14 protein-coding genes are annotated in these 13,407 nt (G+C 59.9%); 9 read left to right on the forward strand and 5 right to left on the reverse strand.

What is annotated here, in order from left to right:
- Nucleotides 1-699, forward strand: a complete 699-nt coding sequence (gene lipB, locus Q1A07_RS02710) for a lipoyl(octanoyl) transferase LipB (protein ID WP_299777592.1) — start codon at nt 1-3, stop codon at nt 697-699.
- A gap of 35 nt (nt 700-734) precedes the next feature.
- Here lipB and Q1A07_RS02715 read toward each other — a convergent pair whose 3' ends face one another.
- A complete protein-coding gene (locus tag Q1A07_RS02715; protein WP_299777594.1) occupies nt 735-1,163 on the reverse strand; it encodes a response regulator in 429 nt (142 codons plus the stop codon).
- Nucleotides 1,163-2,410 (reverse strand): PAS domain-containing sensor histidine kinase, encoded by a 1,248-nt coding sequence (locus Q1A07_RS02720; protein WP_299777596.1) that lies wholly within the window; start codon nt 2,408-2,410, stop codon nt 1,163-1,165. The genes Q1A07_RS02715 and Q1A07_RS02720 overlap by 1 nt, the downstream gene beginning before the upstream one ends.
- A 293-nt stretch (nt 2,411-2,703) precedes the next feature.
- On the opposite strand from Q1A07_RS02720, the gene ctaD reads away from it, so the two are divergent.
- Nucleotides 2,704-4,374: a cytochrome c oxidase subunit I gene (gene ctaD / locus Q1A07_RS02725; protein ID WP_299777598.1), complete on the forward strand. Its 1,671-nt coding sequence runs from the start codon at nt 2,704-2,706 to the stop codon at nt 4,372-4,374.
- A 157-nt stretch (nt 4,375-4,531) separates the two neighbouring features.
- Here the strand turns inward: ctaD and Q1A07_RS02730 are convergent, their stop codons facing one another.
- Nucleotides 4,532-4,915: a hypothetical protein gene (locus Q1A07_RS02730; protein ID WP_299777600.1), complete on the reverse strand. Its 384-nt coding sequence runs from the start codon at nt 4,913-4,915 to the stop codon at nt 4,532-4,534.
- A gap of 193 nt (nt 4,916-5,108) precedes the next feature.
- Between Q1A07_RS02730 and Q1A07_RS02735 the strand changes: the two genes are divergently transcribed.
- The 3 genes from Q1A07_RS02735 to Q1A07_RS02745 all read left to right on the forward strand — a co-directional run bounded on the left by Q1A07_RS02735 (nt 5,109) and on the right by Q1A07_RS02745 (nt 7,762).
- Nucleotides 5,109-6,191 (forward strand): hypothetical protein, encoded by a 1,083-nt coding sequence (locus Q1A07_RS02735; RefSeq protein WP_299777602.1) that lies wholly within the window; start codon nt 5,109-5,111, stop codon nt 6,189-6,191.
- 164 nt (nt 6,192-6,355) lie between these two features.
- Complete coding sequence (locus tag Q1A07_RS02740; protein ID WP_299777604.1) at nt 6,356-6,958, forward strand: peptidoglycan-binding domain-containing protein; 603 nt, start codon at nt 6,356-6,358, stop codon at nt 6,956-6,958.
- 303 nt (nt 6,959-7,261) lie between these two features.
- The gene (locus Q1A07_RS02745) at nt 7,262-7,762 is read left to right on the forward strand and encodes a DUF2244 domain-containing protein (RefSeq protein ID WP_299777606.1); all 501 of its coding nucleotides are present in this window, start codon (nt 7,262-7,264) and stop codon (nt 7,760-7,762) included.
- A 24-nt stretch (nt 7,763-7,786) separates the two neighbouring features.
- Here the strand turns inward: Q1A07_RS02745 and Q1A07_RS02750 are convergent, their stop codons facing one another.
- Nucleotides 7,787-8,245: a GatB/YqeY domain-containing protein gene (locus tag Q1A07_RS02750; protein WP_299777608.1), complete on the reverse strand. Its 459-nt coding sequence runs from the start codon at nt 8,243-8,245 to the stop codon at nt 7,787-7,789.
- 224 nt (nt 8,246-8,469) lie between these two features.
- Here Q1A07_RS02750 and carA point away from each other — a divergent pair, with 224 nt between their 5' ends.
- The gene (gene carA, locus Q1A07_RS02755; protein WP_299777610.1) at nt 8,470-9,630 is read left to right on the forward strand and encodes a glutamine-hydrolyzing carbamoyl-phosphate synthase small subunit; all 1,161 of its coding nucleotides are present in this window, start codon (nt 8,470-8,472) and stop codon (nt 9,628-9,630) included.
- Between the two features lie 102 nt (nt 9,631-9,732).
- Complete coding sequence (locus Q1A07_RS02760) at nt 9,733-11,628, forward strand: glycosyltransferase family 2 protein (protein WP_299777612.1); 1,896 nt, start codon at nt 9,733-9,735, stop codon at nt 11,626-11,628.
- Here the strand turns inward: Q1A07_RS02760 and Q1A07_RS02765 are convergent.
- Nucleotides 11,625-12,278, reverse strand: a complete 654-nt coding sequence (locus Q1A07_RS02765; RefSeq protein ID WP_299779125.1) for a GntR family transcriptional regulator — start codon at nt 12,276-12,278, stop codon at nt 11,625-11,627. The two genes, Q1A07_RS02760 and Q1A07_RS02765, sit on opposite strands and share 4 nt — an antisense overlap.
- Before the next feature lie 105 nt (nt 12,279-12,383).
- Here Q1A07_RS02765 and Q1A07_RS02770 point away from each other — a divergent pair, with 105 nt between their 5' ends.
- Nucleotides 12,384-13,028 (forward strand): pyrimidine 5'-nucleotidase, encoded by a 645-nt coding sequence (locus Q1A07_RS02770; RefSeq protein ID WP_299777614.1) that lies wholly within the window; start codon nt 12,384-12,386, stop codon nt 13,026-13,028.
- 80 nt (nt 13,029-13,108) lie between these two features.
- Entirely contained in the window at nt 13,109-13,357 is a 249-nt protein-coding gene (locus Q1A07_RS02775) for a hypothetical protein (RefSeq protein WP_299777616.1), read from the forward strand.
- Nucleotides 13,358-13,407 lie beyond the last annotated feature (50 nt).

Raw genomic sequence — 13,407 nt, forward strand, 5'->3', positions numbered from 1 at the left:
ATGGTTGAATGGATTGTAACCGAAGGGCTGACCGACTACCGCACAGCAGAGGCGTGGATGGAAGCCCGTGCCGATGCCATTGCGCGGGGTGAGGCCGCCGAATGCATCTGGCTTGTTGAGCACCCTCCCCTCTATTCCGCCGGAACCAGCGCCAGGCCAGAGGATCTGACCGACCCGGATCGCTTTCCCGTCTATCCCACACGCCGCGGCGGACAATACACGTATCACGGCCCGGGTCAGCGCGTCGCTTACGTGATGCTGGATGTCGGGACGCGCGGACGGGATGTACGCCGCTTTGTTCAGGCTCTTGAAGCATGGGTAATCACCACACTTGAGGCCTTCAACGTCACCGGCGTCATCCGAGAAGGGCGTGTTGGTGTGTGGGTCGAGAGACCGGAGAAACCGCGTCAACCGGACGGGACCATAGCCGAAGACAAGATCGCCGCCATCGGCATCCGTTTGCGGAAATGGATCAGTTTTCACGGCATCTCGATCAATGTCGAGCCGGACTTGAGCCATTTTGACGGGATCGTGCCCTGCGGCATCCGCGAGCACGGGGTGACGAGCCTCGTCGATCTTGGACTTCCCGTGGATCTGCCGGATGTGGATGTGGCATTGCGCAGCAGCTTTGCGAAGGTTTTCGGGGATAGCCCCGTCGAAGCGCCCGTCACGGAAGCGACCCCTGTCGTCACAACCTGAAGCACCCCTGACAAACGTCGGGTGGCGGTTTTAGGCTATCCTGCCAACCGCTCCTGACAGGCATGCACGAAGCCTGCGATGTCATCACTCTTCACCGGTTTGCTGACAAAGGCATAGACATTCGGGTCCGCCTCCGCGCGCTCATGATCAGCTCTGAGATCGGAAGTGGACAGCATGATGATCAAGGTACCGGATTTGCGTATCTGCTCCGGCAGGGCCGCATAGTTTTCCAGAAATTCAAAGCCATCCATCCGGGGCATATTGATATCCAGCAAGATCAGTTCCGGCAGCGGCTCACCGGCAGCGTCTTTTTCCTCAAGATATTCCAGCGCGGCGACGCCGTCCGTGGCCACATCAATCTGTTCAATCAAACCGGTGCGCTTGATCAGCCGCCCATGCATGAGATTGGTGACCTTGTCATCGTCCACCAGCAGAACCTTCCTGAGAGATGTTACCGCGGGCATCAGGCGGCCCCACGGTCAGGAAACCGCAGTGTGAAACAGCTGCCGTGTCCAGGTCTGCTGGTCACATCGATGGATCCGCCAACGCGCTCCAGTATGCGACGGATGGAATACAACGACACGCCGGCGCCTTCAGGCGTGCTGTGTGCCCGTTTGAAGAGCCCAAAAACCTTGTCCATGTCCTTGGGTAAATCCAACCCTGTGCCATTGTCGCGGATGGAAATCTCCACGCTACCGGATCGCCGCTCTGACAGTATGTTCACGCGCGGGCGCCGGCCGGGTTCATGATACCTGATCGCATTGCCGATCATTGACTGCAGGATGTTCTCCATTTCCCGCGAAACAAACCACACCGTGTCCACAGCAAAATCCGTCTTGATCACGGCACGCGCCTTACTGATCTGGAAATGCAGATTGACCAGCGCGCCTTCGGTCACCTTTGCCAGATCGACATGTTCAGAATCCGGCATATTGCCAGAATGGGCCTGCGCAACGCAGATCAAGGCGTCCAGCTTTTCACTCGCCTGATCGCACACATCACGCATCCAGCCCAGCGTTTCCACATGTTCCGGCGGTAAATAGGGTTCAGCCTCGCTCAGCATATGCGTCAGGCTGCTCATGTTGTTGATTGGCCCCTTGAGGTCATGGGTCGCCACGTAGGTCAAATCCTTCAGGTCCTTATTGATCTCGTTCAGCTCGGCGGTGCGTTGCGCCATACAGGTGCCCAGCTCTCTATTGAGCACTTCAAGCAGCATTGTGCGGGCCTTGACCCGTTCTTCGAGGTCCTCGTTGACTTCCCTGAGGCGCGCTTCGGCGGTTTTCTGGGTCGTGATGTCCAGTGCAACACCGATATGGCGTACAACATCGCCATCAGCACCTTTCTCAATCACGCTGTCGATACTGCGCAGCCAGCGGATTTTCCCATCCTTGGCAAGCACGCGGTATTCGTGACACGCCTCCTCCCCTTCTGACAGGTTGCCAAGCGCCTCCAGGTATTCAAACAGCGCAGGCTGATCCTCTTCAACCACGACCGTTTTGAGCAGATTGGTTCCCATTTGAACTACTTCCTGGGGAGAATACCCCAGAAAATCCTGCAAAGACCGGTTCGCATACTCGTTCGACATCGTCTTCTGGTTGAAAATATAGATGACGCCAGGTACCAGGTCGGCCATCCTCTCCCAGAACGCAAGGCTACTGGCGTCGGCGGAAACCGGCGTTTTTTCAGCGTGTTGCGGCGAGAACACCTGCATTTTTCCTTTAACTCCCACTCAGACACCCACCGGTCAGGGAAAAACCTGTGCTGATCGTGGATCAGGAGTGTTAAACCGGCGTAAATGAACATGGTGATAGATTAAATTGGCACTAATCTTTTCAACCGGAGCGGGATGACCCGATAATTGCAGGATTGGTGACGAAATTTTCTTAGCCTGCGTCAAATACGGACATTGCTCCCGCGGACAACTCCCTCTAAAACAACCGAGACTCTGTCGCCGGGCTTGGGAACCGTCCGGTAACGGCTAACACCAATGCAGGAGGCAAGAGCATGGCAGACGCAGCCATTCACGGCCACGAACACCATGACGAACGCGGGTTTTTCACCCGTTGGTTCATGTCCACAAATCACAAAGACATCGGCATTCTTTATCTGGTGTTCTCGGCCTTCGCGGGCTTCATCTCGGTCGCCTTCACCGTCTACATGCGGCTGGAACTGATGGATCCGGGCGTTCAATATATGTGCATGGAAGGCGCACGGCTCTTCGCAAACGGCGAAGCCTGTACTCCCAATGGGCATTTGTGGAACGTACTGATCACGGGCCACGGCATCCTGATGATGTTCTTTGTCGTGATCCCCGCCCTCTTCGGCGGATTTGGCAACTATTTCATGCCCTTGCAGATCGGCGCGCCCGATATGGCCTTCCCGCGCATGAACAACCTCAGCTTCTGGCTCTATGTCGCAGGCACCACGCTGGCGGTCTGCTCGGTGCTGGCACCTGGCGGCAACGACCAGTCGGGCTCCGGCGTGGGCTGGGTGCTTTATCCACCGCTCTCCACGCTTGAGGGCGGCTTCTCCATGGACCTCGCGATCTTCGCGGTGCACGTCTCGGGCGCGTCTTCCATTCTTGGCGCGATCAACATGATCACCACCTTCCTGAACATGCGCGCGCCGGGGATGACGCTCTTCAAGGTGCCGCTGTTCTCCTGGTCGATCTTCGTCACGTCTTGGCTGATCCTGCTGTCGCTGCCGGTGCTGGCGGGTGCCATCACCATGCTGCTGATGGATCGTAACTTCGGCTTCACCTTCTTTGACCCCGCAGGCGGTGGTGACCCGGTGCTCTATCAGCACATCCTGTGGTTCTTCGGCCACCCAGAGGTCTACATCGTGATCCTGCCCGGTTTCGGCATCATCAGCCACGTCATCGCGACCTTCTCCCGCAAACCGATCTTCGGCTACCTGCCGATGGTCTGGGCGCTGATCGCCATCGGCGCATTGGGCTTCGTGGTCTGGGCACACCACATGTACACCGTGGGGATGAGCCTCAACCAGCAGGCCTATTTCATGCTGGCGACCATGGTCATCGCGGTGCCGACGGGCGTGAAGATCTTCAGCTGGATCGCCACCATGTGGGGCGGCTCGGTTGAGTTCAAAACACCCATGCTCTGGGCCTTCGGGTTCCTGTTTCTCTTCACCGTGGGCGGCGTCACCGGCATCGTGCTCTCCCAGGCCGCCGTGGACCGTTACTACCACGACACCTATTACGTGGTCGCCCACTTCCACTATGTGATGAGCCTCGGTGCCGTATTTGCCATCTTCGCGGGGATTTACTTCTACTTCCCCAAGATGACCGGCAAGATGTACCCCGAATGGGCGGGCAAAGTGCACTTCTGGGCGTTCTTCATCGGTGCCAACCTGACGTTCTTCCCACAGCACTTCCTGGGCCGTCAGGGCATGCCACGCCGTTACATCGATTACCCGGATGCCTTCGCCTACTGGAACTGGTGGTCAAGCATCGGGGCCTTCATCAGCTTCGCCTCCTTCCTGTTCTTCTTCGGCGTGATGTTCTACGCCCTGCGCAAGGGGAAGGCTGCGACCGAGAGCAACCCGTGGAACGAATACGCCGACACGCTGGAATGGACCCTGCCCAGCCCGCCGCCCGAACACACGTTCGAGCAGCTGCCCAAGCAGGAAGACTGGGACAAACACCCGGCCCACTAAGGCAAACCTCATCACAAAAAAGGCCCCGGATCACCGCCGGGGCCTTTTTCGTCGCACGAGCCAAACCCGCGCAGGGCTGCATTGATCCAGCATCGCTGCCACACCCGATTGTCGCGCGTGGCTCAACCTGCGCACAAAAAGGTGGCGGACCCCGACCCTATTTTACGATAAAGAGTATGTCGTCGCCGAACACCTTCACGCGCTCGCGTCCCGGCGTCGTGGCGACGAAGATCAGCTCCATCGCGGGCGTGTCCCCATTGCATGACCCGCTGCGCCGCACGCCCGGTTTTCCGTATTGCACACGCCCCGTGGTCAGGGCGGCATTCACCCGTTCGGCCGATTTTTTCATCCGCGCCGCTGTCGGAAGCTGTCCACAGTCTCCCCGATACCCATGCACGACCATTGCCTGGCCTACGTTCAACTTGACGCGCTGTTGGTATTTGATCCGGTTTGACGAATCCGCATAAGCAGCCACCACTGTCGACAGGACGAGCGCACCCGCCACAAGGCCCAATGGCAACTTTGATCTTCTGGTCTTCATTTACCATTCCTCTAATCTGTTCAGAGCATAAGGCGGCGACAGCGCCGCCTGTCCGACCATAGGCAAGCGCACGCGCACTGCCCCCCTCAAACTTGATGGGTCACGGGGCGCAAATCGGACCTCGCCTCGCGGATGCGGCAAAAGACAGCCCCGCGTCGGTCTGCTACTCTACAGCAGGAATCAGATTGGATTTTTGACCATTTCATTGCACAGTGACATTGCAAATCTTTACAGCGCGGCCTTTGACGACGCCGCACTGGTCCGGGCGCTCCGGGCGCTCGAAAAGCACACGCATTCCAGCATCATCCACTTCCTCGCCTTCGACATACACACCCGCATGCCCGTTGCCGGTCTGGCCAGCGGCACACCGGAACAGGATTCGGAGTTTCGCAAGACCTGGGCCAGCATGGATGTCCGCATTGAGCGCGGTATGGCGCAGCCGCTGGACCAGACATGGCATCAGGCCGATCTCTACCGCGACAATGAGCGCGAGAGCTGCCCGGTCTACAATGAATGGCTCAAGACGAATGATGCGCAATCGGGCTTGGGCGTCATGACGCGGGTCTCCAACAACCTGATCCTGTGCAGCGCGGCATTCCGTCCGGAGCGCCAGGGCCGCTATACCGATTGCGAAGCGGCACTGTGGTCGGACATTCACCTGCATCTGCTCGGCATCGGACGCCTACGCCACCAGTATTTGGATCAAATATCCCACACTGGTAAGCCCGATGCCTTCACGCTCCATCTCGACGCGGCAGGCACCGTGCTGCACGCCTCGGCAGGTACGCGAAACCTGATCGCGCGCAACGACGGCATGGCCCTGAGGGCAGGCCATCTGACACTGGGCACACCGGCACGGACGCAGGCCTTTCATCGGCGTCTGCGCGCGGTTCTGGACGGAAAACCCGCGCCACCGGTACCGGTGGTCACCGCAGACGGTCGACCGGATCTGGTCCTGCACATCTGCCCCGCGTCCGCTGTTCCCTTCGAGACATTCGGCAAGAAGCCGGCCCGGGTGCTGGTCCTGATCCAGAAGCTGCAAGCTATGGCGCCACCCGAACCGCAGATCGTGGCCGATGTCTTCGGGCTCACCCTGACGGAGGCCGAGGTCGCCTGCGCCATTGCCTCCGGTGCCACGGCCACCGACATCGCGCGGGCCCGTGGGCGGGCGCTCAGCACCATCCGGTGGACCATTCGCAATGTGCTGGACAAGATGGACCTCCACCGGCAGTCCGATCTGCGCGCGCTCGTCAGCGCGGCAAGCCCAAACCATTGAGCGCCGCCTGAGATCCGGATTTCAGGATAGCAGATTTCCGCTGAGCGATCAGATCACAGGGAACCTCCATTGCTGGAAAGAGTTGAACGACCAGAGATTCGGGTCTTGTTCGGATCTTTCAAATGCCGTGCCCGAACGCGGCCAGCATGTGAAAGGATGAGGTTATGATCACCAAGAGAACACATTTTGTGACAACGACCGCGGTAGCATTGGTTGCGGCTCTGAGCCTGGTGCCTGCGGGCTCTGCCAAAGCCGATGGCAAAGATTTCATCGCCGGCGCGCTGATCGGCGGTCTGGTCGGCTCTCAGGTCCAGAAAAACGTGGACCGCAACCGGGCTCAGCAACAACAGGTTTACCGGGCCCCTGCGCCACGCCACAGCACCACAACGAAAACACGCTCCTACCGGTCATCGATCCCTGCGACCCAGGAAGGGCGCCAGATTCAGTCGTCGCTGAACTATTTTGGGTTCAATGCCGGAACCGTTGACGGCCAGTTGGGGCGTCAAAGCCGCAGTGCAATCTCCGACTATCAGAATTACATGGGGTATCAGGCAACCGGTCAATTGACAGGGTTTGAGCAAGAGCTGCTCCTGCGCTCCTACAATCGTGCGCAGGCCGGTGGCGATCAGACCTTTCGTCAAATCGCGGCGCACCCCGATGGCACACGTGGACTGCTGAAGACTTACCGGTCAGAAATCGCCAATGGCGCATCCCAGACAGGGTATACGGCCAGCAACCAACAACCCGTCTACAACGGTGGTTCCTGAGACGACCGGAGGTGCCACCTGCCGCGCTGATCCGCCTTTGGCGCGGCAACTTCGCTTTCAACATCCCGGTTCATTGACCACCGCATATCGACCGACAAAACGCGGCGGGCTTTTCGGTTTGGTAATCCGGCGGTTCGCAAGCACCCCATTTTACCGGCCTAGATAGCAGCAAACGCATCAGGTACTTGAGGGTACCTCATGCTCCTGAGGCATTCTGCACGAGAAAAATCTGCCGGTATCGAGGTGGTGTGAAAGCCGACCTGTCGCATTGCCTCGGTCCGGATCACTGACTAGGATTTGGTCATGCCGTACCAATGGACATCCGAACCCGGAGAAAGCCCGCAAACGCTCAAGCTCTGGCCTCACAATTCGCTGCCTGTACGCGGCATGGCGGCATTTGTGCTGGTAACCTTCACGTTGATCCTGATCCCGGCTTTCCCACTGCTTGGCTCTCCTATCCTCTGGGGCCTCCTGCCCTTTCTGCTGGCAGCGGTCTGGGCCATCTACCACGCGCTGCAACGCAACTACCGGGCGCGGCAAATCACCGAAGTTCTGACACTGGACGAAGAAGACGCACATCTGCTTCGGCAGGAACCGACGGGTGTGGTGAAGGAATGGGACTGCAACCGCTATTGGACCACCATCACCAAGTACGAATCCGACGGTCCCGTGCCGCATTATGTGACCCTCAAAGGCAAAGGCCGCGAGGTAGAGATCGGTGCGTTTCTCAGCGAAGAGGAACGCGTTTCTCTTTATGAGGAATTACAGATCGCCTGGCGGCGAAAGACGCCGCAACAGATATAGTCGCGGCCCTCCGGGCTGGCGCCTTCAGCTCAGGCGCTCTTTGACTTTCGGACCGACCGAGCCAAAGTCCATCTGGCCCGTGTATTTGGATTTCAGCACCGCCATCACCTTGCCCATGTCGCGAATGCTGTCAGCACCCACTTCCGCAACGGCAGCAGAGACCGCCTTTTCCGCTTCGGCATCAGAGAGTTGCTGCGGCAGGAATTCTTCAATCACGCCGATCTCCGAACGCTCACGTTCCGCCAGATCGAGCCGTCCACCTTCCTCGTAGGCACGCGCACTTTCAAGGCGCTGCTTGGACATCTTGCCGAGGATCGCAAGAACCTCCGCCTCGCCAACACCGTCTTCATTGCCCTCCGCCCGCGCGGCGATGTCTTTGTCCTTGATCGCGGCATTGATCAGACGCAGGGTCGACAGCCGATCCGCCGCCTTGTCCTTCATTGCCTGCTTCAATGCGGCCGAGACTTTTGCGCGCAATTCCATGGCTGTGTATCCTCTACAACTGGCAGCGTGGGCACCGGCCCACGTGGGAGCGTGTAAGCCTTGGACCTTATCCAAAGCGCTTCGGCACCGCAACACAATCCGCGACGTCACTTCCAGGCCTCCATCTTCGGCAATTGCGCCCCATGATGCCCTTGACCCGCCCCGCGCCCGCGTCTAGATATCGCCAGATTTCAAAGCCGCCTGCCCGCCCGAAAGGATCGCCCATGCAGCCTTCTGCGTCCGACCGCCCAACCGCTTGTCTGGCGCTTGCTGATGGCACCGTCTTTTACGGAACCGGCTTTGGCGCCACAGGCCAGACCGTGGCAGAGCTGTGCTTCAACACGGCCATGACTGGCTATCAGGAAATCATGACCGACCCTTCCTATGCAGGCCAGATCGTGACCTTTACCTTCCCACATGTCGGGAACGTTGGCGTGAACCCCGAGGATGACGAAACCGGTGATCCGGTAGCCGAAGGCATGATCGTGAAGTGGATGCCCACCGACCCCTCCAACTGGCGGGCCGTGCAGGATCTGGACGCATGGCTGTCGTCGCGGGGCCGGATCGCGCTCGGCGGCGTGGATACGCGCCGTCTGACCCGCGCCATTCGTCAATCCGGCGCGCCCCATGTTGCTCTGGCCCATGACCCCGAAGGCAACTTCGACGTCGCGGCGCTGGTGGCAGCGGCCCGGGCCTTCACCGGGTTGGAAGGTCTGGACCTCGCCAAGGAAGTGACCTGCGCACAGTCTTACCGCTGGAACGAGATGCGGTGGGCCTGGCCGGAAGGCTACACCCCGCAGACCGATCCGAAATACAAGGTTGTCGCGATCGACTACGGTGCAAAACGCAACATCCTGCGCTGCCTGGCCAGCGCGGGCTGTGATGTGACCGTCCTGCCGGCAACCGCGAGCTATGAAGACGTGATGGCGCATCAGCCGGACGGCGTTTTCCTGTCCAATGGTCCCGGCGATCCGGCGGCCACGGGTGCCTACGCGGTCCCGATGATCCAGTCGGTGCTGGACAAGACCGATCTGCCGGTCTTTGGCATCTGCCTCGGCCACCAGATGCTGGCCCTCGCCCTCGGCGCCCAGACCATCAAGATGAACCACGGCCACCACGGTGCGAACCATCCGGTCAAGGATCATGACACTGGCAAGGTTGAAATCACCTCGATGAACCACGGGTTTGCCGTCGATGCCCAAACGTTGCCAGACGGCGTGATCCAGACCCACACGTCGCTTTTTGACGGGTCGAACTGCGGTATTCGCGTGGATGGTCGCCCGGTCTGGTCGGTGCAGCACCACCCCGAGGCCAGCCCCGGGCCACAGGACAGCTATTACCTTTTCGAGCGCTTTGCGAAAGCCATGGCACATCGCGCAGCCTGAACGGGCTCAATACGCGCTTAGGTTGAAAAGTGTTAATTTAACACATCGTTAACCCTGTTCTGACAGCTTGCCCTGCGTTGAGTTTATGCAAGGCATTTCAAGATGAACACCCTGCGGCTGGTTGTGTCGGACCCGGTGCCGGACCCGGATCTGTCAGCGCCCGCAATCACATATGAACCGATCGGCCGCATGCTTGTGGAACGGGGCAAGATTGCGCATAGCGATCTTGATCATGCGCTGAAAATCCAGGGCCATATCGACGCGCCACTGGGTGAGATCATGGTGTCCGAAGGTCTGCTCAGCAAACGTGATGTGCTGGGTGCCCTGGCCGAGCAGTGCCACGCGCGCGGGGCCGATCTCGACCTTGAGCCGCCGGACCCCAGGATGGCCAAAACCCTGCCCGCCGAGGTTTGCCTGCGCCACGGGGTCGTGCCGTGGAAGCGGGACGGCTTGCGGATTCTCGTCGCCACCAGCAGCCCCTCGGATTTCTCGGCGCTCTGTCAAACAATGAAGCGGCGCGGCTTGTCGCTGTTCCCGGTGATCGTTGATGAGCTGCAAATTCAGTCACATTTGAGCCGCCTCTACGGCAACGAGCTGGCCCAAAAGGCGGAAACCCGTGTCGCCGACGTCGAAAGCTGCCGCACCTGGGGGACCCAGACGCAACATCGTGCGCTCTGGGCGTCTGCGGTCAGTGGCGTGCTGGCCGCCCTCCTTCTCCTTGCCCCGGCCTGGACGGTCACGATCGGCGTTCTGTGGGCCGTGCTCACGCTCGCCATGACAACGGCTATGAAAGGCGCCGCCTTTTTCGCGCAGCTGACGCAAAAGCCCGCCCGGCCCCGCGCCAACTATGATCTGAGTTCCGCAAAGTTCCGTCTGCCGCGCGTCTCCGTCCTGGTGCCCCTGCTCAAGGAAAAGGAAATCGCCGGGCAGCTGATTGCGCGGCTCAGCCGTCTGACCTATCCCAAATCACTGCTGAACGTGGTGCTGGTGCTGGAAGAAGGCGACGAAACAACGCGCGACACCATTGCCCGGACCGAATTGCCCGATTGGATGAGCGTGATTGAAGTGCCCGGCGCCGGGGGCCTCACCACCAAGCCCCGCGCCCTGAACTACGCGCTGGATTTCTGTCGTGGCAGTATCATCGGCGTCTGGGACGCCGAAGACTGGCCGGAAGCGGATCAGATCGAGCGCGTGGTTACCCGGTTCAAGGAAGCCCCCAAGACTGTCGTCTGCCTGCAGGGCGTTCTGGACTACTACAATTCGCGCACGAACTGGCTGTCACGCTGTTTCACCATCGAATATGCAACATGGTGGCGGGTGATCCTGCCCGGCATCGCCAAGCTGGGGCTGGTACTGCCCCTGGGTGGCACCACGCTGTTTTTCCGCCGCGAGGCGCTGGAGGAACTGGGCGGCTGGGATGCGCATAACGTCACCGAGGATGCGGACCTTGGTGTCCGTCTGGCCCGGCACGGCTACGTCACGGAACTGCTGCCAACGGTCACCCATGAAGAGGCCACAAGCCGCGCCTGGCCCTGGGTCCGGCAGCGTTCTCGCTGGCTCAAAGGGTTCATGATCACCTATTTCGTGCATATGCGGCACCCGGGGCAGCTGCTGCGTGACCTTGGTCTCAAGCGCTTTCTGGGGCTGCAGACCATCTTCCTCGCGACCTTTTCCCAGTTTGCGGCAGCACCGTTGCTGTGGTCCTTCTGGCTGACTGTTTTCGGCATGACCCATCCGGTCGAACTCACCCTCGGGACACAAGTGCTCTGGACCTTCGTAGGAATATTCATCCTGTCCGAAGTCCTGAGCCTGACAATGAGCATCTATGCCGTTTCAGGCCGAGCGCACCGGCACCTGGTCAGTTTCGTGCCCACCATGATGTTCTATTTCACGCTGGGCGCCCTGGCCAGCTACAAGGCCTTGTGGGAAATGGTCCGCGATCCGTTCTTTTGGGACAAAACCCAGCACGGCGTCTCTCACCAGACTGACCCGCGCTAGGCCTCTTCTTCGCGCCGCGCCGCATCCTGCTTCAGCCGCGTCATGAAGGCAACCGAGATGTGTTCCCGCAACGCCCGATCGGCCCCCTCGGCGTCTTTCGTTTCGATCGCGCTGACAATCGCATCATGTTCCGCCTGCGCAATCGCGCCACGCCCGTCCACGGCGAGCGACGTGGTCGCCATTAGCGCCATGGTGCGGTGCACAAGGTCAAGCTGTTGCACCAGATAGCGGTTATGAGAGGCCAGATGGATCTGCTTATGAAAGCGTCGATTGGCGCGCGCCAGTGCTGCCGGGTTCTTGGTCAGCGCGTTGTCCGCCTCGACCATATCCCGCAGAATGCGCACTTCCTCATCCGTCGCATGCTGAGCGGCAAGCCGTGCAGCCAGCCCTTCCAGCTCACGCCGCACCACGTAAAGCTCGGCCATCTGGTTGTGATCGAGCGACGCTACAATCAGGCTGCGCCCGTCCCGCGACAGCAGCGATTGTGTCTCCAGCCGTTGCAAGGCCTCGCGGATCGGGGTGCGCGACACGCCGAAACGTTCCGCCAGCTCGCTTTCCACCAAGCGGTCACCGGGGCGATAGACGCCCAGATCGATGGCATCGAGGATCATTGAATACGCGTCGGTCTGCTGTGCTTTCTGCAAGCCCATGTCGGCGGCCTTTTTCAAAGTCATTTCGCTACACTAACGACCCGGTGTAGTCCCGCGCAACCCCGCGCCCTTGTGTGCCGGTGAATGAGGTTCTAGGAAAGCGCCATGCCCAAAGCCGCCTTCACTAACGTTCAGACATGGGTCTTTGACCTCGACCACACGCTCTACCCGCCCTCGGCGCGGCTCTTCGATCTGATCGAAGTGCGCATGACGGCCTATGTGATGGAGGCGCTCAAGGTCGATCACGCCGAGGCGGACCGCCTGCGCAAACACTATTGGGCGACCCATGGCACCACTCTCGCCGGGCTGATGCGGGAACACGACTTGGATCCGGGCCCTTACCTCACGGACGTGCATGACATCCCGATGGACAGCCTGACGCCAGATCCGGTTCTGGCCGGGCAAATCAAATCGCTGCCCGGTCGCCGGATCGTCTACACCAACGGCTGTGCCCCCTATGCGGAACGCGTTCTGGAAGCCCGCGGGCTGGACGGTATCTTTGACGCGGTCTACGGGGTCGAGCACGCAGACTTTCACCCCAAGCCCGATCACGCGGCCTTTGACAAGGTGTTCCGTACGGATGGCCTGGTCCCGGAAAACGCCGCGATGTTCGAAGATGATGCACGCAATCTTAAGGTTCCCCATGCGATGGGTCTGCGCACGGTACACGTCGCAGAAACGCACGAACCAAGCGCGCATATACAGTTTCATACCGATGACCTGAGCGGTTTTCTCGCCCGCCTGATCTGAACGACCTGCGACAATCGGGCCTCTGTGAAAACTGTCCTTGGCACCTATCTGTCCCGGTAATGCCGATCAAGGAGCCTCATATGTCCGCTGCTGCCCACATCCACGCCCTGCCCTTCTGGCAACGGCTGTTTTTCAAAATTCCCGTGCTGGGCTGGGTGGCCCGCGATCTGCTGTTTGGTGACAAGAACAACGTCTGGTTTGCGCTCATTGGTTTTGTCAGCCTCTGGATGAGTTCCGCGCTGACCTTTGGCCTGCCGGGTCTTTATCTGCCTGCCGTCGCCATGGTCCCGGTCGTCTTTCTGCTGCTCTTGTTGATCACCAAAGGCTGACCCGGCCACTGGTCAAAGACACGCCGCGGAATTACGGTGCCACCCAGGAG

The sequence above is a fragment of the uncultured Roseobacter sp. genome (assembly GCF_947492555.1).
Taxonomy (GTDB): domain Bacteria; phylum Pseudomonadota; class Alphaproteobacteria; order Rhodobacterales; family Rhodobacteraceae; genus Roseobacter.